The organism is Flavobacterium sp. LC2016-12, from assembly GCF_015351595.1.
Lineage (GTDB): Bacteria > Bacteroidota > Bacteroidia > Flavobacteriales > Flavobacteriaceae > Flavobacterium.
On the sequence record NZ_JADKPT010000002.1, the window covers coordinates 24851 to 46617 of the forward strand.

Here is a 21767-nt window from a genome sequence, read left to right on the forward strand (position 1 = left end):
ATCGTCTTATATTTAGATAGTTTCTTTTACTATTTAAATATGGATAAATTAACTCCAGAACAAAGATCCAAAAACATGCAAGCTGTTCGCAGCACCAATACCAAAGAAGAAGTTCGTTTGGCAAAAGCATTATGGAATCTAGGTTACAGATATCGAAAAAACAATAAAACAGTCTTCGGCAAACCAGACTTCACATTTAAAAAACTCAAAATTGCCATTTTTGTAGATTCAGAATTCTTCCATGGAAAAGATTGGGAAACCAGAAAAAAACCTCAAACCAACCCCGAATTCTGGATCAAAAAAATCGAAAGAAATATGCAAAGAGATATCGAAGTCAATGCGTATCTAGAATCTCAAAACTGGAAAATTCTTCGTTTTTGGAGTACTGATATTAAAAAGAATCTGGATTTGTGTTTAGTTGAAATTCAGAAGGCAATTAGCGAAAGACAGAATATTTAGCTTCTCATTGTTGCGGGGCTTCGACTCCGCTCAGCCTGACAAAACCAAGCAAAAGAACCTTTCATTATTTTCATAATGTTTCCTTAACTCACTTGGCTTTTCATCTTAAAAAAGATAGCTTTGAGAATAATCATTAAAATATAAACCATATGAAAATTCAAATCAATACCGACAAAAACATCGAAGGACACGAAAGATTAGAAGCTTATTTTTCTGGAGAATTAGAAAAAGGGCTAACACGTTTTGAAGAAAAAATCACCCGCGTTGAAGTACATTTTGGAGACGAAAATGGCGAGAAATTCAGTTTAAACGATAAGAAATGTGTAATCGAAGTCCGCACAGCAAAACTACAACCCATAACCGTTACAGAACACTCAGATACACTTGAAAAAGCTTTTAGTGGTGCTTTGGCTAAAGCCAAAAAAACATTGACAACTACTTTCGAAAAGCAGAAAACATTTTAATAACAAACGTTTTTTTCACCATATAAGTGATATAAGTTCATTTAATAACTTTGCGCTTAATTTTCCACCATATAAGTGATTATAAGTTCATTTAATTACTTTGGGCTTATTTTTTTATGCTGTATGATATAAGTACATATTAGGTTGCTTATGGGAGATCAATTCTCACGCTTTTACCATATAAGTCATATAAGTTTATATTAGGTATGCGCATAATATCTCTCGCAAAGTCGCGAAGCCGCAAAGTTTATTTTCTTTGCGACTTCGCGACTTTGCGTTTAATTTAAGTTCAATCTTATATGACCTTCTACTATTTACAAATTTAGCGCAAAGTAAACACCCTAATTAAATGAACTTATAATCACTTATATGGTGGAAAAAAAAACTACGTCTTTGGTAATGGCTGACCTACTGCAATATCGCAACGGTGGCCTGGTTGTCCGTGAGCGGGATTCATTCCTTCGGCAACTTTAGGCGCTTCGGTACTTAATAAAGCCGGAACTGCGTTTGTATTTGCTGGTGGTGGTGTAACGGTAAAACTTTGTGTGCTACTTCCGCTTTGCGTTGAAGTTGCCGCAGCTGTTTTTGCAACTGGAGAATTTAAAGGCGCTCCAACCGGAATATCACATCTGTGTCCTGGCTGTCCGTGAGACGGATTCATTCCTTTCGCCACTTTTGCAGGAGCCGCAACAGTTGTTGTGGTCACCATATTTTTCTGATTCGGATTTACCTGTACCGTTTGTGTTGGTTGAGCAGTTGCCGTTTGTCCTTGCGTTGGTGCCGAATTCAACGGCGCGCCTACTGCAATATCACAACGGTGTCCCGGTTGTCCGTGTGCCGGATTCATTCCTTTTGTTTCACCCAATACCGTATTCGGATTGGTCTGTGGCTGTGGTGCCTCTACTACCGACTTGACTTTTGCCGTATCTTTTACCAATCCTAATTTAACTAATTCAGAAGTGGGTGTACTTTCCTGAGGTTCTAATTCCTTTTTGCAAGACACAAAAATTAAAGAAGTAATAACAATCGAACTAATAAATATTTTCGAATTCATAATGTGGTATTTTAAAGCATTCAAATATAGTAAATGAATGTTTACGCTATATAAGTTATGTAAGAGAATTTGAGTTTTGCTTTGCTTTGTCGTTTTAATCTCGCAAAGTCGCAAAGTTTTTTTTTAAAAGCTTTCTTTAAGTCTTTATTGCTTTGCGCTTAATTTATGCGCAATGTTTAATACGATCTTATATTACTTATGTGATAACGAATATAAAAACTTAAAATAAAACTTCGCGACTTTGCGACTTTGCGAGAGATATTATGCGCAAAGTTTAAAAAACCTTTGAACCTTTGCCTCTCTGTACCTCTGAACCTTTAAAAAGATTTTTTCTTACCTTTAACTCAAATAACCAAACCCATGAAAAAATCAATTATCCTTTTATTGTTTGTGACCGTTTTTGCTAATGCACAAAATGCTGAAAAAGAAAAAATCAACAAAACACTCGATGCCTGGCACAAAGCCGCTGCCGATGTGAAATTTGAAGACTATTTTAATGCAATGACCGAAGATGCAATTTTCATTGGGACAGATGCTACAGAGAACTGGGTTAAACCAGATTTTCAGACTTGGGCGCAGCCTTTTTTCAAAAGTGGCAGAACTTGGAATTTTACGACTCTGGAACGTCATATCTTTTTTGACAAAACCGGAAAGGTTGCGTGGTTTGATGAATTACTAAATACACAAATGAAAATCTGTCGCGGTTCTGGTGTTTTGGTGAAAGTGGGAAAAGAATGGAAAATTCAGCAATACGTTTTATCAATGACGGTTCCGAATGACGAAGTGGATGCCGCAATTAAAATAAAAGCGCCAATCGAAGACGCATTGATTGCGAAACTTCAAAAAAAATAAACATTTTAGAACTTTCTTATTATAAACGTAACTTTTATAGCACGTTACAAGTCACGATAGCAATTTAATTATAACATATTTGGCAATTTGGACTCTTTTTTTTGATTCAGAAATACAATTCTATCAAAAAAAGGATATGAATTTTACAAAATTGACTAAAATCAAACACCTACCTCTATTTTAACAGCCCTCAAAATCAAAATCTTTATTTTTTTTTAACTTTGACCCCAAAAAAAATAGGGTTAAATAAAGTATTTGAAAAATGAAAATAGAAAGACGCTGGATCATTTCCTTTATTATTATAAGTTTAGTTTGTATTACGGGCGCATTTTGGCCAACAGTTACAGAGAATAATTATGTACTATCAGAATTTGGCACTTTAGACCAAATCGTTCCTGCCGATGTTGCCTGGATGTTAACTTCTTGTTGTCTGGTTTTAATCATGACGCCGGGATTATCATTTTTCTATGGTGGAATGGTAGGCAAGAAAAATGTGATTTCAACCATGTTGCAAAGTTTCATCTGTTTGGGCGTTGTAACACTTTTATGGGTTACCGTTGGTTTCAGTTTAGCTTTTGGAGATCCAATCGGATTTGGATCTGGAGAGCACTTTTACAGCTTCTTCGGAAATCCGACCACTTTTGCCTTTATGGATTACGTTAATATTTTACCACATAAAAAATTAGCGAGTACGATTCCGTTTATGCTTTTTGCTTTGTTCCAAATGAAATTTGCGATCATCGCTCCGGCCATTATTACCGGTTCGTTTGCAGAGCGCGTTCGTTTTATCTCTTATTTAATTTTCATCAGTTTATTTACCATTTTCATATACGCTCCTTTATGTCACGCCGTTTGGTATCCGACAGGAGTTTTAGGAAGTTATTTTGGCGTTAAAGATTTCGCCGGAGGAACAGTAGTACACATGAGTTCTGGATTCGCAGCTTTGGCCGGAGTTCTGGTTTTAGGAAAAAGAAAAAACAGCGACCATATTCCAACCAATATTCCGTTTGTGTTATTAGGAACCGGAATGCTTTGGTTTGGCTGGTTCGGATTCAACGCGGGTTCAGCTCTTGCAGCCAACGGAACTGCTGCAATGGCTTTTGCAACCACCACCACTTCATCGGCAGCAGCCATGTTAACCTGGGTTTTCTTTGACCGTATGAATGGTAGAAAAGTATCGGCTTTAGGAGCTTGTATAGGTGCTGTAGTAGGTTTAGTTGCCATTACTCCTGCTGCAGGATTTGTATCGGTTCCTGAAAGCATGTTCTTCGGATTTGTTACCGCTTTGGTTTCAAACTCTGTTGTAAATTGTAGTTTCTCCAAAAGATTTGATGATACGCTTGACGTTTTTGCCTGTCACGGAGTTGGCGGAATTATGGGAATGATCCTGACGGCTATTTTCGCTCATGGCGAAGATGCAAGTTTGCTACACGGAGGCTGGAATGTTTTCGGACATCATATGATGGCGTTGGTATTGGTTTCTATTTTTACTTTCTTCGGAGCTTATTTCTTATTCAAAGTAACCAACTTTATTATTCCGCTAAGAGTTTCAGAAGAATCAGAACACATCGGATTGGATTTATCACAACACGATGAAACCTTAGATCCAAAATCAAAACCAATTACAGAACCGCATTATGGGTAAAAGTTAGGTTTGCCACAGATTTCACAGATTAAAAAGATTTTTTCTATCTTAAAATATATAGTCCCTACGGGACAATGTTCGGCGTGGCGACTATTTTTCTACCAACATATAATCTCTACGAGATATACTCCTTTAGGAGTTAAATGTTGGTAGAAAAAATAAATACGACCGCAATTAATGTCCCGTAGCGACTACACCAGCTTACAGAATCTGAATTTTAAAAATCTTCTTAATCTGTGAATCCCGATAGCTATCGGGAGTGACAAAAAACAAACTACATACACCAGCAAGGAATTATATTCTAGTTTTTAAACCATTCTGCCTGATTCATTCGTTTATATTCCTTAATTTTGCTGAAAATTTTTGTAAAAGTGGGAAGTAAAAATAAACTAAAAAGATTCAGAGAAAACGAAACATTTCAAAACGTTTTTCAACCAACTAGAGAAGAAGTTGTAGGCGATTTAATGCCTTTAAAAGGAAAATGGAACTCTGATTTCTTTAAAAATGATAATCCATTAGTTTTAGAATTAGGATGTGGAAAAGGAGAATATTCTGTTGGATTAGCAGAAAGATATCCAGACAAAAATTTTATCGGAATTGATATTAAAGGAGCCCGTTTCTGGAGAGGTGCTAAAACCGCTGTTGAAAACGGATTACATAATGTTGCGTTTATTCGAACTCAAATCGAATTGATTGATCATATTTTTAATGAAAATGAAGTGGACGAAATCTGGATTACTTTTCCGGATCCGCAAATCAAATACAAAAGAACAAAACACAGAATGACAAATTCTGAGTTTTTGAAATTGTACAAAAAAATCCTTAAAAAAGACGGTGTCGTAAATCTTAAAACCGACAGTGAATTCATGCACGGTTATACTCTTGGATTGCTTCACGGTGAAGGTCACGAAGTTTTATATGCGAATCATAATGTGTATACAAATGAAGGAAGTCCGGAAGAAGTTACTGCTTTTCAGACCTTTTATGAAAAACAATATTTAGAAATTAACAAGGCAATTACGTATATTCGTTTTAAAATTAAAGACTAATTTAATTTTAAAAACCGATTTTACTAACCCATCACACAACTGAATGGTCTTAATTACTCCATTACTTTCAGGTTTTATTGCCGCTTTCATTGGGATTATTCCGCCTGGTTTAATCAACATGACCGCAGCAAAAGTAAATTTGAAAGAGGGAAGAAAAAATGCTTTATGGTTTGTTTTAGGGGCGCTTGTCGTGATTTTTTTTCAGGTTTATGTTGCTCTTTTATTTGCACATGTAATCGACAATCGACCGGATGTTGTGACTTTATTGCGTGAAGTTGGATTTGTTATTTTCTCAATTCTAACGATTTATTTTCTGTTTATCGCCAAAGAACCGAAAGCCAAAAAGAAATCAAAAATCAAAAAGAGCAGTAAAAAAAGCCGTTTCTTTTTAGGAATGTTGCTTTCAGGCCTGAACTTCTTCCCGATTCCGTATTACGTTTTGGTAAGTGTTACTTTAGCTTCTTACCATCTTTTTGTGTTTGAAAGCAATATCATTTTTACTTTTGTAATGGGTTCTGTTTTGGGTTCGTTTGCTGCTTTGTACAGTTACATCGGCTTCTTCGGAAAAATAGAAAAGAAAACCGATTACCTGATGCGCAACATGAATACTATTATTGGAAGCATTACGGGTTTGGTTGCTGTGGTTACTCTTTTTAATATTTTAAATTACTATTTTGGATAAAAATTTAGTTTGCCACAGATTACAGGATTAAAATGATTTTTGTTTGTGTGGTAAAAAATATTTCACGCAGATTTGCTTCGCCAGTTCGCTATCGCTCGGGTTGCAGATTCAGGCAGATTTAAAGGGATATATTTTTGACTAAACTTATCTTTTCTATTTGGTAAAATATTCAAATTATTAAGGATTAAAAAGATTTATATTTGATCTGCTCAAATCTGCAGAATCTGCGGGAAACTAATTTTAAAAATCTTTTTACTCCTCTAATCTGTGGCAAAAAAACAACCTATGGCTGAAGATAATTTTTTTGAAAGAGTTTATGAGATCGCCAGACAAATTCCGTACGGAAAAGTGACTTCTTATGGTGCTATTGCAAAGGCTTTAGGAACCGCGCGCTCTGCCCGAATGGTCGGCTGGGCGATGAATGCCTGTCATAATAGGGATGATGTTCCGGCGCATCGTGTTGTCAATAGAAAAGGACTCTTAACCGGAAAACACCATTTTGACGGAACGAATTTAATGCAGCAGCTTTTAGAAAGCGAGGGTATTGAAGTCGTGGACAATCAAATTATAGATTTAGATAAACACTTTTGGACGCCGGATGTTTCCACCATATAAGTGATATAAGTTCATTTTAGAACTTCCTGCAAGGTTTTCAAAACCTTGTAGGTTTACATTCTTTATCATTATCAATTAAAAGTTAACCCGTTAATACTGATACCTACAAGGTTTTGAAAACCTTGCAGGAAAGAAAAAATCCTAAATCAAACAAATAACAAAACTTGTTTTATCTTCATCAGTTTGATAGCTTAGATAACCTCCGTGGGCTTCAATGATGTTTTTAGAAAGTGTTAAACCAATTCCGGCGCCGTCCTTTCTGGTAGTGAAAAAGGGTAGAAAAACTTTGTCTCGAATTTCAGAATCAATTCCTTTTCCGTTATCCGAAATCGTGATGAAGAAACGATTGTTTTCGGTATAACTGGAGAGAAACATTTTCTTTTCCTGTTTCTCTTTTAAGGCATAAATACTATTCGTAATCAAATTGATAATCACCTGCTCCATCTGATTTTTATCAATCAAAATCGAACGGGAACTGTTTATATCGTTAATCAATTCAATATTTTCTGCTTTTAAAATCGGATTCATGATTCGGAGGCAATCATCAAAAAGCGCGTTGATTGGCGTCATCACTTTCGTTGGCGTTGGAAGCATGGCCAGTTTTCTGTAGTTCTCCACAAAAACCTGTAAATGATCGCTCCTGTTTATGATTGTCGAAATACTGCTTTTGATGTCTTCAAAATCATCTTCTTCCAGTTTTTCCTGATCGACAATTTGGAGTAAATTCTGCGAAAGTGCGCGTATTGGCGTTAAGGAATTCATTAATTCATGCGAGATAATCTTCATCAAATTGATCCAGGCTTCTTTTTCCTTTTTCTCAATGACACGCTGAATACTATCCAATAAAATAATAAAATATTCTTTATTATAGGTTTTAGTAAGCGATGTTTGAAGCATAAAAGTCTGCAGATCCTGATCTTCAATTTTTATCGAAATAGCCGACTTTAATTCGGCAAAATCAGACTTTTCGATTTCGTTGCAAAGCGATGGCAAATAGTTTTTTAAGTAACTCCAATGACTCACTTTTGGCACTTTGAATAAATTAGAAAAACAATCGTTCATCAAAAAGATATTCCATTCGTCATTCTCTTTTTCTAAAATCAGAGCGCCGGTATCTATACTATTTAAGATCGATTGATAGACTAATTCTTTTGAGGTCTGTTCCTGCTGCTGAATTTTTAAAGCATCGTACAAAAGGTATAAGCTTTCGAAATTCTCTTTTTTATTCTCTTCGGGGAAATTGGTCGAGAAGTCTTTTTGAAGTATCGAAAGCAATGTTCTGTCGTAAAACAGTAATTGGTTTTTTACGAAAAAATACATTTCGAACAACATTACAACAGCAAAAAGTCCGAATAAAATGGCATTGTAATAAAACATTTTATAGATCAGAAAAACGCAAAAGAAGAAGAGCGTCATGACAAACAAGACTCTCACAAATAAGGCGTTATAAAACTTCCAATTTTTCATTTATTTTTTCTTAATAATGCTTATAAATTTAACCGTAAAGGTCGCAAAGGGTTTACGCAAAGTTCGCAACACAAAGCTTTGCGAACTTAATATAGTTCACAGTAAACGCACCGAAAAAAAACACTTCGCGCTCTTTGCGGTAAAATCAACCCAGTGCTTAAGTATTTTTCAAATCGTATTTCTCTATTCTTCTATATAAAGCGGCTCTTGACAAACCTAATTCTTCGGCAGTTTTGCTGATGTTGCCATGATGTTTGAATAAGGCTTTTTCGATCGCGGTTTTTTCCATTTCAGAAAGAGGATTTTCATCATTTTCCTGAACTTCTTCAAAATCTAAAATATCTAAGTCGTGAACTGTAATCGTATTATTATCGGCTAAAATCAAAGCGCGTTCGATCTTGTTTTCCATTTCGCGGACGTTTCCCTTCCATGGATATTTTTCTAAATACGGGCCGGCATTTTCTTCAAATTGCCAGTTTTCCTGATTGTATTTTTCGGCAATCTGATCAAGGATAAAATTAGCCATCGGAACAATATCATCTTTTCGTTCTCGCAAGGATGGCAACTGAATTTCCATTGTATTGATGCGGTACAACAAATCTTCACGGAAAGTTTTGTTTTTTACTTCGGCTTTAATATCGCTGTTTGTGGCCGAAATAATGCGGACATTTAGAGGTCTTGGTTTGCTTTCTCCCAAACGCGTTACAGTTTTAGTTTGTAAAACGTGTAATAATTTGGCTTGCAAATGCAATGGAATATTGCCGATTTCATCGAGAAAAATAGTTCCACCAGAAGCCATTTCGAATCTTCCCGGCGTATCAACTTTGGCATCAGTAAAAGCACCTTTTGCGTATCCAAAAAGTTCGCTTTCAAATAAATTATCACTCAAAGAACCTAAATCAACATGAACAAAAGGTTGATTTTTTCGTTCAGAATGTTGATGAATAAACTCGGCAAAAACATATTTTCCGGTTCCGTTTTCACCTAAAATTAAAACGTTGGCGTCGGTTTTGGCCACTCTCTCAGCAATAGAATAGGCTTGTTTTATTTTTTGGGAAGTGCCGACAAAATATCTTTTTTCGGTTTTTTCGACTACCGGTTTTTTAATGTTTTTTCTGCTTTCGGCGACAGCCTTATCAATAGTTTCCAGTAGTTTTTCGTTGTGCCAGGGTTTTAAAACATAATCAAAAGCACCAATTTTTATCCCTTCAACAGCGGTTTCAATTTTACCAAAGGCCGTCATTAAAATCACAATCGTTTGAGGCGAAAGTGTTTTAATTTCTTTTAGCCAATGAATTCCCTCTCTTCCATCTTCAAAACCAATTCGGTAATTCATGTCCAATAAAACCACATTTATTTCATTTTCGCTTAAAAGAGAAATGATTTTTTTAGGATTATTTGTCGTAAAAATGGTTTCAAAATGTTTTTTGAGAATCATTTTTGCCGAAAAAAGAATTTCTTCCTGATCGTCAACAATTAATATTTGGGCTAATTTTTTTCGCATCTGTCTTTTTTTGTCCGATTTCGAACGGTCAACTGTTCATTATCGAACACTCCTTTTTTTGAATGGTTTTTAAAGCTTCTTTAAAATCAAGGCTTTACAAATAATAAATTTTGTGGCACAGTATTTACCTATTGGTAATCAACAAATTATTTATAAAATGGACAAAGTAATTCCTCGTAAAAATAGAAAATTTAGATATCTCACAATAGCAATTGGAGTTTTTTTAGCTTTGGCTGTCATCATCTTTTTTTCGTTTAACACTAAAAGAAGTTTAAATGTAAAAGCCGAAGAACTATCAATTCAAAAAATCGAAAAAGCCTTTTTTGAAGATTTTGTGGTTTTTCAAGCCAAAGTTGAACCTTTGAACGTAATGCTTGTGAACGTTACAGAAGGAGGATCTGTAAAAGAGATTTTTGTGGAGAATGGCGCAATGGTAACCCAAGGGCAATCTTTAGCCCGCTTGTACAATCCGAATACAGAACTGAATTATCTGACTCAGGAAACAGCAATTATTGAGCAAATCAATAATTTGAATACCGGAAAACTGAACATCAGAAATCAGGAATTAAATTTAAATAAAGATTTGGTTTTGATCGATCACGATTATAACGACGCCAAAAGATTATACGATATGAATGCGAGATTATACGAAAAAGAAGTAATCTCGAAAAACGACTGGAATACATTCAAAGAAAGTTTACGTTTTCAGGAAGAGCGCAAAAGAACCATTCAACAAAGTATTCAAAAAGAAAAACAAACCAATCAAATTCAGATTTCACAAATCAATCGCTCGATTCAAACGATGGAAAAAAGTTTGGATATTTTAAGAAATAACAAAAAGAACTTTTTGATTACAGCTCCGGAAACTGGACGATTAACTTCCTTTGAACCTGTTTTGGGAAAAACATTCCAGGCAGGAGAAAGCATTGGAAAAATCGATTCGAAAAAAGGCTACAAATTGGCTGCCGATGTTGACGAATTCTATTTGGAAAAAGTTCGTGAAGGCTTAAAAGGTCAGGTAGAATTTAAAGGAAAAACATTGGAAGTATTGGTGACTAAAGTAATTCCGGAAGTAAAAAGCGGGCACTTTACAGTGGAACTGGCTTTCACTTCTAAAGAAGAAATCGTTTTGCAAGACGGACTTAGTTTTGGCGTAAAACTGATTTTATCAGAGAAAAACAAAACGCTAGTAGTTCCAAAAGGAAGCTTCAATCAGGAAACGGCGGGAAAATGGATTTTTGTAGTAAAAGGAAATAAAGCCGAAAGAAGAAACATCAAATTAGGAAGGGAAAATCCTTCGTATTATGAAATTCTGGAAGGACTAAAAGAAGGCGAATCAGTGATTACTTCTTCTTACACGGATTATAAGGATGTTGAGGAGTTGTCGATTAGTTCTCAATAAAAAAGGTTTCAAGTTTCAGGTTTCAAACCTCACAACTCACAACTTACAATTCACAATTCACAATTCACAATTCACAATTAATAAAGAGTTTCAATCATCAATTAAAATCATCAATCAAAAAACGAATAATAACATTTTTAACACCTTTACCATTATGATAACAATTCAAAATTTAACCAAAGTTTTTAGAACAGAAGAAGTAGAAACATCAGCCTTAAGCGGTATTTCTTTAGAAATTAAAAAAGGTGATTTTTTAACTATCATGGGACCTTCAGGTTGTGGAAAATCGACTTTACTAAATATCATCGGGCTTTTAGACAGCGCTAATGACGGAAGTTATAAATTATTAGATCAGGAAATGATCGGTCTAAAAGAAAAAGGAAGAGCGCAGGTTCGTAAAGAAAACATCGGATTCATTTTCCAAAATTTTAACCTGATCGACGAACTTTCGGTTTACGATAATATCGAATTGCCTTTGCTTTACAACAACGTAAAAGCATCAGACAGAAAACAAAAAATTGAGGCTATTGCCGAGAAATTGAATATTTCTCATCGTTTGAAACATTATCCGCAACAGCTTTCGGGAGGTCAACAACAAAGAGTTGCGGTTGCAAGAGCTTTGGTAAACGACCCAAAAATCATTTTAGCCGATGAGCCAACCGGAAACCTGGACAGTAAAAATGGAAATGAGGTAATGGAACTTTTAACGGATTTGCACGCAAAAGGCGCGACAATTTTGATGGTAACCCACTCTGATTATGATGCTTCGTTTTCGCAAAAAACGATTCATATGAAAGATGGTGTGATATTCTCTGAACGATTAAACCAGAGAAATGTGGATGTTTTTATGGACGCTAAATAATTTCAAGATGATAAAATTTATTGTAACTGCAATCACAATCCTAATTGGATTGGTTTGTCAAATATTAGCAATGATCTAAAAACTACAAGGTTAAAAAACCTTTTTAGATCTTTAAGGAAAACTAACAACAACTATAAAAAATACACCATGATTTTTAACTGGTTTAAAATATTTATTTATCATTTAAAGCAAAGCAAACTGTTTTCGTTTTTAAATGTTTTAGGATTAAGCATCGGAATTGCCGGCGTTATTTTCGCCATTATATATTGGAATAACGAACACGCATACGATCAATGGAATCCTGAAAAAGAAAATGTATATCAGGTACTTAATGTAATAGGTGCAACTGGCGACACTTGGGGAACAAGTTCTATCCCTTTTGGGAATACCTGTAAAGAAACAATTCCTGAAATTGAGCAAATTTGCTTTATGAATATTTGGTACAACGAATCTGTAATTAAATACCAAAATAAAAAATTAATAGACAAAAAGATCACGGTATCTGACAATAACTTTTTCGATTTTTTCCCTTTTCCAATTATAAAAGGTTCGAAAAAAGACATTTTGAAAGAGAAAAACAGCGTTGCCATTTCAGAAGATCAGGCAAAATTACTTTTCAACGATCAAGATCCGATTGGAAAAGCTATTAACTATGAAAATCAATCTTATACGGTAAAAGCGGTTTACCGTTTGATAAAACCATCTACTGTCGAACCTAATTATGTTTTTGGAGGGGTAGTTCGTGAAGGCGATCAAAACCAATGGGGAAACTTTAATTATGGTTTGATGATTAAAACCAAAAAGAACAGTGATATTGCGGTAGTTTTAAAGAAAATGCATAACGTAAATTATGTAAACAGAACTTTAAAAGATGCTAAAGAAAGTGGCCAGACTCCAGAGCAATACATCAAAGAAAATGGTGAAATTAAAATTATTCTCGATCAGCTGAAAACAATTCGCCTTCATGGTACAAAAGCTTCCGGACAATCGACTCCTGAAGGCAGAGGGAACTTACAGCTTCTATATATAATGGCAGGATTATCCATTTTAATTCTGGTTCTATCACTGGTAAACTATATTAATCTGGCAACGGCTTCTGCCATAAAACGGGCTAAAGAAGTGGGTGTTCGTAAAATTGTAGGTGCTTCAAAAAACCAGATTATCAGTCAGTTTATTTTTGAAACAGCTATTATTGTAGTTCTGGCTATTGTATTTGCCTTAGCCATCGTAGAACTTTCATTGCCTTACTATAATAACTTTTTAAAGAAATCTTTGACTATGAATGGCGGCGAATTTTACCTGCAGCTTATTTTTATATTTGGATTAGTAATTATTCTTGCGGGTATATTCCCAGCTATTTATATTTCAAATTTTGAAACTTTAAAAGTACTAAAAGGCAATTTTTCAAGAAGCAAAAGCGGTATTTGGATTCGGAATTCGATGCTTATCTTTCAATTCGGAATTGCAGCATTCTTTATCATTGGAGCTTTGATTGTCAATTCTCAGGTTGATTATATGATGAATAAAGATTTGGGGTTCAGCGGAGATCAGGTTATCCGAATTCCATTTAACTATCCGGATTACAAAACAAAAGGACAAAAATATCAAACCACAAAACAAGAAGTCCTAAAGATATCAGGAGTTCAGGAGGTGTCTACCTTTGCAGGTACTTTTGGGAACAGCACCAATTCCAGCTCTGGTCTTACACATAATGGCATTTTTGTACAGCCTCGAAATGTTGAAATGGATTTTGGCTTTTTGGAAATGATGAAAATTAAGATTGTCGAAGGTCGCGATTTGTCACCAAAATTTGCTTCAGACACAATCAACAACTGGCTGATTAACGAAACTCTGGCTAAAACATTAAACTTAAAAAATCCCATTAATACTATAATAAGTTCTGGCTGGGGAAATGAAAAAGGAAATTTAAAATTTAAGGTTGTCGGAATTGTAAAGGATTTTCACATTACGGGATTTCAAAGCAAAGTACCTCCAATGGTTTTCATTAATACGAAAACTTTAAAATGGAACAATTTTCAGAATGTTTATGTAAAAGTTTCTCCAAACAATTTAAGTGAAACGCTGGCTCAATTAAAAAGTTATTGGGAGAAAAATGTAAATCCGGATTATCCTTTTGATTATGAATTTGTAAATAAAGGTTTTGCCAAAACCTATGAAGAACAGGTAAAACAAAAAGATGTTTTCTTTATTTTGAATCTTGTAGTTATCATTATTGCCATTTTTGGATTGTTTGCTTTGGCATCATTTTCGATGGAAAGAAGATTGAAAGAAATTGCCATCAGAAAAACATTAGGTGCAGAAACAGATATTTTGCTTAAAGAATTATCAAAACAATATGTTATTTTTTGCCTGATGGGATTCTTAATCGGAATTGTTCCAGCTTATATTTTATTGCAAAAATGGTTGGAGAATTTTGCTTTCAGAATTAATGTTTCGGTTGTGCCGTTTAGTGTTGCACTAGTTTCTTTATTGATTTTGACTTTAATGATTGTTTTGGCAAAAGCCTATCAGGTAACCAAAATAGACATTTTAAAATATTTAAAATACGAATAAACTTGTAGACCATTTTTTTTAAGAAACCCTCCAGATTCAATTAATCTGGAGGGTTTCTTTTTCTTCTAAAATTAAATTGGCTGGCTATACAAACTTTAATAAAGGGCGAAAAAAGCGCAATAGTATCATTTTGAATAATTTCGATATCAATAAATACGATTCAAAAAGGGCAGAAATCCGAACATAATCTGTTATCTTTGCAGTCTGAAACGAGTTTAAATAAACATAGTGCTTAAATACGTTTCTCCAATAGAAACACCTACATTAAAAATGAAATTAGATAGAAAAGAAATTCTTAAAGCTCTGGAAACAATCACCATAGCTGGAGAAGGAAAAAATATGGTTGAAAGCGGTGCTGTTGCCAACGTTATTACTTTTGGTGATGAAGTTGTGGTAGATTTATTATTGCATACACCGGCAATGCACATTAAAAAAAGAGCGGAAGATGATATCAAAAAAACAATTCACGAATTGGTATCTCCTGATGCGAAAGTTAAAGTAAACATTAAAGTTGAAGCGAAGGAAAATCCTAATGAAATAAAAGGAAAAGCAATTCCGGGAATCAAAAATATTATTGCCGTTGCCTCTGGTAAAGGTGGTGTTGGAAAATCTACAGTTACTGCAAACCTTGCCGTAACACTTGCCAAAATGGGTTTTGCTGTTGGAGTTTTAGACGCTGATATTTACGGACCTTCAATGCCAATTATGTTTGACGTTGAAAACGAAAAGCCAATTTCGATTACCGTTGACGGAAAATCAAAAATGAAACCAGTTGAAAGCTTTGAAATCAAAATACTTTCTATTGGATTTTTTACAGCACCTAGTCAGGCAGTAATCTGGAGAGGACCTATGGCTGCAAAAGCATTAAACCAAATGATCTTTGATGCAGATTGGGGAGAATTAGATTTCATGCTAATCGATTTACCTCCGGGAACTGGAGATATTCACCTTTCTATCATGCAATCATTGCCAATTACCGGAGCTGTTGTAGTTAGTACACCTCAGGCCGTGGCACTTGCAGATGCTAAAAAAGGAGTTGCCATGTTCATGCAGGACAACATAAATGTTCCTGTTTTGGGTATTATTGAAAATATGGCGTACTTTACACCGGAAGAATTACCTGACAATAAATACTATATCTTTGGACAGGAAGGAGCTAAAAACCTTGCTGAAGATTTAAATGTTCCATTTTTAGGAGAAGTTCCAATTGTACAATCCATTCGTGAGGCAGGAGATTACGGTCGTCCGGCAGCTTTACAAACAGCTTCTGTAATTGAAACTATTTTTGAAGAAATTACAAGAAATGTAGTACAAGAAACAGTAAACAGAAACGATAGTTTACCAGCAACAGAAGCCATTAAAATTACAACTATGGCAGGATGTTCAGCAGTAAAGAAAAAATAGATAATTGAGATAATGAGAAAATTAGAAAATGTGCCAATTAGAAAATTATCTAATTATCTCATTTTCTAATTGGCACATTGTTTAATTGACACATAAAATTATGACAACAGAAGAATTAACAAGTAACGTATTATTGGCTCTAGATGAAATTAGACCGTTTTTAAATTCTGATGGAGGAGATATTTCACTAATCTCAATCGAAGATGACAAACACGTAAAAGTTCGTCTTGAAGGAGCATGTATTAGCTGTAGCGTAAATCAAATGACACTAAAAGCAGGTGTTGAAACAACAATAAAAAAGTATGCTCCACAAATCGAAACTGTGGTAAACATAATGTAATAAAGCAGCGTTTTTCGCGCCTTTACACCTGTGAACTATTAACAAGAATAATAGTTCGTTTGCATGTTTACTTTACAAATTGTAAACAAAACATACAAAACAGCATGTAATATTGCGAAATTAATAAAAAACAACATAAAGATTTAAGAGTTTTAGTTAACTAATTCTTACAGATTTAACTTAAATTTGTAACATAACCCTAAATCTTAAATTTATGAAGAATTATTACGCTCTTTTATTATTACTGTTTTTTGTTTCTGTAAATTATGCTCAACAAGGCCAAACCCTAATTGCAGATAAAGCGTGGTTAAACGAATCTGAAGAGTGGACTGACTTTCAATATTCAGGACAAGTTGTTTTTTCAACAACCGGAGCTGGTGAAGAAGGTACTTTTAGAGTTGGAAACTATGACTTTTTGTATGATTTTTGCGAAGGAAAAGCAAAATTCTCAAATAAAGCCACTTATAGTGCTGCTGAGTTTGCTCATCCAAGAAAAGTATCTGCACAAACAGATAAGCAAGGAGTTTTAAACTCTACTTACGAAGGAACATTAATTTTTCAATCAGATAAAGATTATTATTCTGTTATGGCAGTTGTTACTGTTTTAGAAAAAGGCGGCAATATCATCGGGGTAAAAATGCGCCTGAAAGAAGGTAACAGAAGAGAATACGCATTTAGCCTTAAATCAGCTAGTTAAAACAATACAGGATTTATTCACGTTATTAAATCCTAAATCAGAAAATTCCAAATAATTAAAATGGATGTATTAATAAAGATTAAAGATCGAGAAGGAGTTATACACGAGTTACAAGCTCCAACTGATATGGCAATGAATATAATGGAGTTATGCAAGGCATACGAACTTCCTGTTGAAGGAACCTGTGGCGGAATGGCCATGTGTGCTTCTTGTCAGTGTTATGTTCTAAATGATGTTGCATTACCAGAAATGGGCGATGATGAAGAAGCCATGCTTTCGGAGGCATTTTATGTTAAATCTAATAGTCGTTTAGGCTGTCAGATCCCAATTACTACAGAATTAGAAGGACTGGAATTAGAACTGGCTCCAGAATATTAAAAATAAAAAAGCGAGAATTCAGATTCTCGCTTTTTTTATGACAATATTGTACTGATAAAAAGCATCAAAAAAGCCGTAATTACATTGCTGCAATTACGGCCTTCCCTTTATAACAATTTTCTTTAATCTCTAGTTTATACCAAACCTGCTGCAATTAAATACTCAGCAATTTGGATTGTGTTTGTAGCTGCTCCTTTTCTTAGGTTATCAGCAACAATCCACATATTTAATGTATTTTCCTGGCTTTCGTCACGACGGATTCTTCCAACAAAAACATCATTTTTACCTTCAGCATAAAGTGGCATTGGATAAGTGAAAGTGTCTAAATTATCCTGCACTACTACTCCATCAGTATTGTGTAAAATTTCACGAACTTCGTTTACATCAAAATCATTGGTAAACTCCACATTAACTGCTTCACTATGTCCTCCAACAACAGGAACACGCACTGCAGTAGCAGTTACTCTGATCGTGTTATCACCAAGAATTTTTTGAGTTTCACGAACTAATTTCATTTCTTCTTTAGTATATCCGTTTTCTTCAAAACTATCGCAGTGTGGAATCGCATTTCTATGAATTGGGTATTTATAAGCCATTTCTCCCTGAATTCCTGCATACTCATTTTCTAATTGTCTTACTGCTTTTACACCAGTTCCGGTGATAGATTGGTAAGTAGAAACTATGATTCTTCTAATGTTGTATTTTTTATGCAAAGGTGCCAATGCCAATACCATCTGAATAGTTGAGCAATTTGGGTTTGCAATAATTTTATCTTCTTTAGTCAATGTTGAAGCATTGATTTCTGGCACTACTAATTTTTTTGTAGGATCCATTCTCCACGCAGAAGAATTATCAATAACAGTAGTTCCGGCTGCAGCAAATTTTGGTGCCCATTCTAATGAAGTATCACCTCCGGCAGAGAAAACGGCAATATCAGCTTTCATATCAACTGCTGTTTGCATTCCTACAACCTTATATTTTGTTCCTTTATATTCAATTTCTTTTCCTACTGATCTTTCAGATGCAACAGGAATTAATTCTGTAACCGGAAAATTTCTTTCCGCCAAAACTTTCAGCATTACTTCGCCAACCATACCAGTGGCACCTACAACCGCTATTCTCATTTTTATATTTTTAGTATGAATTAAATCTAAATTATAATGCAAAAGTATACATAATAAAAGTGAAAACAAGACGCTTCACAAAAAATAACAAAATGTTACAAATTAAACAAATATAAAAAAAACCGCCCCAGTTAAGGAACGGTTAAATTAGACTTAGTGTAGCGGTATAGTATATTATTGTTTATTTTTTAATAGATCTCTAATTTGTGTAAGCAATTCTTCTTGTGTTGGTCCGGCTGGTGGTGCAACAACTTCGTCTTTCTTCTTCACTTTATTTATTCCTTTAATAATTAAGAACAATACAAAAGCCACAATTATAAAGTTAATCACAGCCGAAAGGAACAGACCATATTTTACTCCTCCAAAAGCGGTTAATTCTTCAATGGTAGATAAATGCGCGGCATCTAAAGCTGGTTTCAATAGCAAGGGCGTAATTACATTTTCGATAAATGAGCTTACAATTTTACCAAAAGCAGCTCCAATGATTACACCGACAGCCAGATCAACCACGTTGCCTTTCATTGCAAATTCCTTAAATTCTGAAAAAAATCCCATAATTGTATATTTTAGTAGTGATTAATAGATATCGAAAATACGTAATTTTCTTTAAAATCCCAGTAAACTATCGGAAAAATACCCTTTTTACACGTTGCGAAATACTAGTCAAAATTTCATAAGGAATCGTTTTTAAAGCCTCTGCCATTTCTATTACCGTTGGGCTGTCGCCGAAGATTATAACCGAATCTCCTTCTTTACAATCAATTTCACTTACATCTACCATTAGCATATCCATACAAACACTTCCAACGATAAATGCTTTTTGATTTTTAATAGTAACAAAACCAACCTGATTTCCCCATAATCTCGAAATTCCGTCAGCATATCCAATTGGAATTGTGGCAATTTTTGTTTCTTTCTCAGCCATAAAACGACGGCCATAACCAACACTGTCGCCTCCAGGAATTGTTCTAACCTGAGAAATAATCGATTTTAAAGTACTTACGTTTTCTAAATATTTTTGTTCCGATGGATCATTGGAAACGCCATACAAACCAATTCCCAATCGTACCATATTATATTGTGCATTTGGAAAATTGCTAATTCCGGATGTATTCAAAATATGACGAATTGGATTAATATTTAATTCTGAAATTAATTTTGAAGACAATTTTTCGAATAAATTTATCTGAGAAATTACAAAATCATAATGTTTCATCTCGTCACTTGTTGCCAAATGCGATAAAACACTTTTAACTTTTACTGTCGTATTTCCTTTTAAAGTTGCAATTAATTCATCTAGTGTATTTTCTTCAAAACCCAAACGATGCATTCCTGTATCTAGTTTTATGTGAATGGGAAAATCCTTCAGATTCTTTTCGCGTGCAATTTTCAAAAAGGCATTTAATCCTTTAATGCTGTAAATTTCAGGTTCTAACTGATATTGAATAATCGAAGGAAAACTGGTCGATTCCGGATTCAAAACCATAATTGGCAATTTAATGCCGCCATTTTTCAAAGAGATTCCCTCGTCGGCGAAAGCCACACCTAAATAATCTACTTTATGATGTTCCAGTAATTTTGCAATTTCCAAACCTCCGTTTCCGTATCCAAAAGCTTTCACCATAACCATGATTTTTACTTCAGGATTTAGTTTCGCTTTAAAGAAATTCAGATTATGACTAATGGAATCTAAGTTAATTTCCAGAACCGTTTCATGGGTTTTTTCTTCAAGCAAAGAAACAATTTCTTCAAACTGAAACGATCTTGCACCTTTAATCAGGATTGTCTCGTTATTGAAATTTAAACTTTCAAACTTCGAAATAAATTCGGCTGTGTTTTCAAATGTGACAATGTTTGGAAATTTGGTTACAAAAGATGTGATTGTCTTTCCAATTCCAATTACCCGATTGACTTTATTATCAGCGATAAGTTGCGCCACTTTAGAATACAATTCTTCATTTGAAAATCCGCTTTGGAAAATATCAGATAAAATAACGGTTTTTGTTGCGTTCTTCTTTTGCTGACTTTCCAGAAAATCCAAAGCAATTTTAAGCGACTGAAAATCGGAACTGTAACTATCATCAATTATACTGCAATTATTGATTCCGTTCTTTACCTCTAAACGCATTTCAACCGGGTACAGCATTTTGATACGTTTCTGTATCGTATCAAAATCGTAATTAAAATAAAGCAGAACCAATAAACAAGAAATCGTGTTTTCAACCGAAGCCGAATCACTAAACGGAATTTCTAAATCGAAAAATTCATTCTGGAACTGATACTGAACAGTTGTTCTTTCGTTTCTACTTTCCTTTTCGAGAATAAAAACATCGGCAGTACTATCACTAAAACTCCAGGAAAAAAGAGCTCTTTCATTTACTGGATATTCTTTAGAAAATACTTTTAAGCATAGATCAACAAGCTCATTTTTTTGATAAATAATAACTTTAGATTTTTTGAAAAGCAATAACTTCTCTTTGATTTTCTGTTCTAACTTTTCAAAACCTTCATCATGTGCAGGACCAATATTGGTTAAAACACCAATTGTAGGCTTGATGATATTTTCGAGCTTACCCATTTCATTCACCGTCGAAATTCCGGCCTCGAAAATACCCAAATTATGTTTTTCATTAATGGCAATTACAGAAAGCGGAACGCCAACCTGAGAATTATAACTTTTCGGGCTTCTTATAATATTATAATCGGGGCTTAATAAAAAATTAAGCCATTCTTTTACAATCGTTTTTCCGTTACTCCCTGTTAATCCTATTACAGGGAAATCGAAAAGATCACGATAATAACTTGCAAATTGCTGCAAAGCTTTGAGCGTGTTTTTTACCACCAAAAAATTGGCTTTCCCTTCACTATTTTTGGGAATGTGGTGCACTACAAAATTCTGAACACCTTTTTCTATCAACTCCGAAATATATAAATGAGCATCATTATTAGCACCAGATAAGGCAAAAAATAATGTTTTTGATCCGTTTTGCAACGAGCGGCTGTCGATAGAAATATGATCAATAAAAACATCAGTATCAGGACCAATCCATTTGGCATCCAGAACTGAAATAAGGTTTTTTAAATTTATGCTCATTTAGAAAGTTTCTTTTGTCAAATTTAGAAAAAGGTTTGCCACGAAATTCACAAAATTTCACTAATTATTGGATTTGAAGGAAAGTAAAAAAAGAAAAAGGT

At 34.3% G+C, this 21767-nt stretch carries 20 protein-coding genes; 14 read left to right on the forward strand and 6 right to left on the reverse strand.

Features of this window, described 5'->3' with window-relative positions; translation table 11 throughout:
- Positions 1 to 39: 39 nt before the first annotated feature.
- Together IRZ99_RS04590 and IRZ99_RS04595 are read left to right on the forward strand one after the other, a co-directional pair.
- Complete coding sequence (locus IRZ99_RS04590; protein WP_194656161.1) at positions 40 to 459, forward strand: very short patch repair endonuclease; 420 nt, start codon at positions 40 to 42, stop codon at positions 457 to 459.
- 149 nt (positions 460 to 608) lie between these two features.
- Entirely contained in the window at positions 609 to 923 is a 315-nt protein-coding gene (locus IRZ99_RS04595) for an HPF/RaiA family ribosome-associated protein (RefSeq protein WP_026982687.1), read from the forward strand.
- Between the two features lie 385 nt (positions 924 to 1308).
- Here the strand turns inward: IRZ99_RS04595 and IRZ99_RS04600 are convergent, their stop codons facing one another.
- Positions 1309 to 1977 carry a hypothetical protein gene (locus IRZ99_RS04600; protein WP_194656162.1) on the reverse strand — a complete coding sequence of 223 codons (669 nt, stop codon included), beginning with the start codon at positions 1975 to 1977 and terminating at the stop codon, positions 1309 to 1311.
- A 360-nt stretch (positions 1978 to 2337) separates the two neighbouring features.
- On the opposite strand from IRZ99_RS04600, the gene IRZ99_RS04605 reads away from it, so the two are divergent.
- The 5 genes from IRZ99_RS04605 to IRZ99_RS04625 all read left to right on the forward strand — a co-directional run bounded on the left by IRZ99_RS04605 (position 2338) and on the right by IRZ99_RS04625 (position 6820).
- Positions 2338 to 2829: a nuclear transport factor 2 family protein gene (locus tag IRZ99_RS04605; protein WP_194656163.1), complete on the forward strand. Its 492-nt coding sequence runs from the start codon at positions 2338 to 2340 to the stop codon at positions 2827 to 2829.
- A gap of 262 nt (positions 2830 to 3091) precedes the next feature.
- Entirely contained in the window at positions 3092 to 4474 is a 1383-nt protein-coding gene (locus IRZ99_RS04610; RefSeq protein ID WP_194656164.1) for an ammonium transporter, read from the forward strand.
- A gap of 371 nt (positions 4475 to 4845) precedes the next feature.
- A complete protein-coding gene (gene trmB, locus IRZ99_RS04615; RefSeq protein ID WP_194656506.1) occupies positions 4846 to 5523 on the forward strand; it encodes a tRNA (guanosine(46)-N7)-methyltransferase TrmB in 678 nt (225 codons plus the stop codon).
- Positions 5524 to 5566: 43 nt separating this feature from the next.
- The gene (locus IRZ99_RS04620) at positions 5567 to 6205 is read left to right on the forward strand and encodes a LysE family transporter (RefSeq protein WP_194656165.1); all 639 of its coding nucleotides are present in this window, start codon (positions 5567 to 5569) and stop codon (positions 6203 to 6205) included.
- A gap of 285 nt (positions 6206 to 6490) precedes the next feature.
- Positions 6491 to 6820: an MGMT family protein gene (locus IRZ99_RS04625; protein ID WP_194656166.1), complete on the forward strand. Its 330-nt coding sequence runs from the start codon at positions 6491 to 6493 to the stop codon at positions 6818 to 6820.
- A gap of 141 nt (positions 6821 to 6961) precedes the next feature.
- On the opposite strand, the gene IRZ99_RS04630 is transcribed toward IRZ99_RS04625, so the two are convergent.
- Both IRZ99_RS04630 and IRZ99_RS04635 read right to left on the reverse strand, forming a co-directional pair.
- Positions 6962 to 8287, reverse strand: a complete 1326-nt coding sequence (locus tag IRZ99_RS04630; protein WP_194656167.1) for a PAS domain-containing sensor histidine kinase — start codon at positions 8285 to 8287, stop codon at positions 6962 to 6964.
- A gap of 157 nt (positions 8288 to 8444) precedes the next feature.
- Positions 8445 to 9791 carry a sigma-54 dependent transcriptional regulator gene (locus IRZ99_RS04635; RefSeq protein ID WP_194656168.1) on the reverse strand — a complete coding sequence of 449 codons (1347 nt, stop codon included), beginning with the start codon at positions 9789 to 9791 and terminating at the stop codon, positions 8445 to 8447.
- Positions 9792 to 9948: 157 nt separating this feature from the next.
- Here IRZ99_RS04635 and IRZ99_RS04640 point away from each other — a divergent pair, with 157 nt between their 5' ends.
- The 7 genes from IRZ99_RS04640 (at position 9949) to IRZ99_RS04670 (ending at position 17448) form a co-directional block, all read left to right on the forward strand.
- Positions 9949 to 11193: an efflux RND transporter periplasmic adaptor subunit gene (locus tag IRZ99_RS04640; protein ID WP_194656169.1), complete on the forward strand. Its 1245-nt coding sequence runs from the start codon at positions 9949 to 9951 to the stop codon at positions 11191 to 11193.
- 154 nt (positions 11194 to 11347) lie between these two features.
- On the forward strand, positions 11348 to 12055 hold the full coding sequence (locus tag IRZ99_RS04645; protein ID WP_194656170.1) for an ABC transporter ATP-binding protein: 708 nt from the start codon (positions 11348 to 11350) through the stop codon (positions 12053 to 12055).
- Between the two features lie 147 nt (positions 12056 to 12202).
- Positions 12203 to 14629, forward strand: coding sequence for an ABC transporter permease (locus IRZ99_RS04650; protein ID WP_194656171.1), 2427 nt, complete (start codon positions 12203 to 12205; stop codon positions 14627 to 14629).
- A gap of 270 nt (positions 14630 to 14899) precedes the next feature.
- Positions 14900 to 16033, forward strand: coding sequence for an Mrp/NBP35 family ATP-binding protein (locus tag IRZ99_RS04655; protein ID WP_194656172.1), 1134 nt, complete (start codon positions 14900 to 14902; stop codon positions 16031 to 16033).
- A gap of 100 nt (positions 16034 to 16133) precedes the next feature.
- Positions 16134 to 16373, forward strand: coding sequence for a NifU family protein (locus IRZ99_RS04660; RefSeq protein WP_072970266.1), 240 nt, complete (start codon positions 16134 to 16136; stop codon positions 16371 to 16373).
- Positions 16374 to 16587: 214 nt separating this feature from the next.
- A complete protein-coding gene (locus IRZ99_RS04665; protein ID WP_194656173.1) occupies positions 16588 to 17070 on the forward strand; it encodes a hypothetical protein in 483 nt (160 codons plus the stop codon).
- Between the two features lie 60 nt (positions 17071 to 17130).
- Positions 17131 to 17448 (forward strand): 2Fe-2S iron-sulfur cluster-binding protein, encoded by a 318-nt coding sequence (locus IRZ99_RS04670; RefSeq protein WP_007805184.1) that lies wholly within the window; start codon positions 17131 to 17133, stop codon positions 17446 to 17448.
- A gap of 134 nt (positions 17449 to 17582) precedes the next feature.
- Here IRZ99_RS04670 and IRZ99_RS04675 read toward each other — a convergent pair whose 3' ends face one another.
- The 3 genes from IRZ99_RS04675 to IRZ99_RS04685 form a co-directional block, all read right to left on the reverse strand.
- Complete coding sequence (locus IRZ99_RS04675; RefSeq protein WP_194656174.1) at positions 17583 to 18572, reverse strand: aspartate-semialdehyde dehydrogenase; 990 nt, start codon at positions 18570 to 18572, stop codon at positions 17583 to 17585.
- A 174-nt stretch (positions 18573 to 18746) separates the two neighbouring features.
- The gene (gene mscL / locus IRZ99_RS04680; protein WP_074662737.1) at positions 18747 to 19127 is read right to left on the reverse strand and encodes a large conductance mechanosensitive channel protein MscL; all 381 of its coding nucleotides are present in this window, start codon (positions 19125 to 19127) and stop codon (positions 18747 to 18749) included.
- Between the two features lie 67 nt (positions 19128 to 19194).
- A complete protein-coding gene (locus IRZ99_RS04685; protein ID WP_194656175.1) occupies positions 19195 to 21666 on the reverse strand; it encodes a bifunctional UDP-N-acetylmuramoyl-tripeptide:D-alanyl-D-alanine ligase/alanine racemase in 2472 nt (823 codons plus the stop codon).
- Positions 21667 to 21767: the final 101 nt, after the last annotated feature.

Coding starts and splice junctions, on each gene's coding strand:
- IRZ99_RS04590 (WP_194656161.1), top strand. CDS start 40: ATGGATAAATTAACTCCAGAACAAAGATCCAAAAACATGCAAGCTGTT.
- IRZ99_RS04595 (WP_026982687.1), top strand. CDS start 609: ATGAAAATTCAAATCAATACCGACAAAAACATCGAAGGACACGAAAGA.
- IRZ99_RS04600 (WP_194656162.1), bottom strand. CDS start 1,977: ATGAATTCGAAAATATTTATTAGTTCGATTGTTATTACTTCTTTAATT.
- IRZ99_RS04605 (WP_194656163.1), top strand. CDS start 2,338: ATGAAAAAATCAATTATCCTTTTATTGTTTGTGACCGTTTTTGCTAAT.
- IRZ99_RS04610 (WP_194656164.1), top strand. CDS start 3,092: ATGAAAATAGAAAGACGCTGGATCATTTCCTTTATTATTATAAGTTTA.
- IRZ99_RS04620 (WP_194656165.1), top strand. CDS start 5,567: ATGGTCTTAATTACTCCATTACTTTCAGGTTTTATTGCCGCTTTCATT.
- IRZ99_RS04625 (WP_194656166.1), top strand. CDS start 6,491: ATGGCTGAAGATAATTTTTTTGAAAGAGTTTATGAGATCGCCAGACAA.
- IRZ99_RS04630 (WP_194656167.1), bottom strand. CDS start 8,287: ATGAAAAATTGGAAGTTTTATAACGCCTTATTTGTGAGAGTCTTGTTT.
- IRZ99_RS04635 (WP_194656168.1), bottom strand. CDS start 9,791: ATGCGAAAAAAATTAGCCCAAATATTAATTGTTGACGATCAGGAAGAA.
- IRZ99_RS04640 (WP_194656169.1), top strand. CDS start 9,949: ATGGACAAAGTAATTCCTCGTAAAAATAGAAAATTTAGATATCTCACA.
- IRZ99_RS04645 (WP_194656170.1), top strand. CDS start 11,348: ATGATAACAATTCAAAATTTAACCAAAGTTTTTAGAACAGAAGAAGTA.
- IRZ99_RS04650 (WP_194656171.1), top strand. CDS start 12,203: ATGATTTTTAACTGGTTTAAAATATTTATTTATCATTTAAAGCAAAGC.
- IRZ99_RS04655 (WP_194656172.1), top strand. CDS start 14,900: ATGAAATTAGATAGAAAAGAAATTCTTAAAGCTCTGGAAACAATCACC.
- IRZ99_RS04660 (WP_072970266.1), top strand. CDS start 16,134: ATGACAACAGAAGAATTAACAAGTAACGTATTATTGGCTCTAGATGAA.
- IRZ99_RS04665 (WP_194656173.1), top strand. CDS start 16,588: ATGAAGAATTATTACGCTCTTTTATTATTACTGTTTTTTGTTTCTGTA.
- IRZ99_RS04670 (WP_007805184.1), top strand. CDS start 17,131: ATGGATGTATTAATAAAGATTAAAGATCGAGAAGGAGTTATACACGAG.
- IRZ99_RS04675 (WP_194656174.1), bottom strand. CDS start 18,572: ATGAGAATAGCGGTTGTAGGTGCCACTGGTATGGTTGGCGAAGTAATG.
- mscL (WP_074662737.1), bottom strand. CDS start 19,127: ATGGGATTTTTTTCAGAATTTAAGGAATTTGCAATGAAAGGCAACGTG.
- IRZ99_RS04685 (WP_194656175.1), bottom strand. CDS start 21,666: ATGAGCATAAATTTAAAAAACCTTATTTCAGTTCTGGATGCCAAATGG.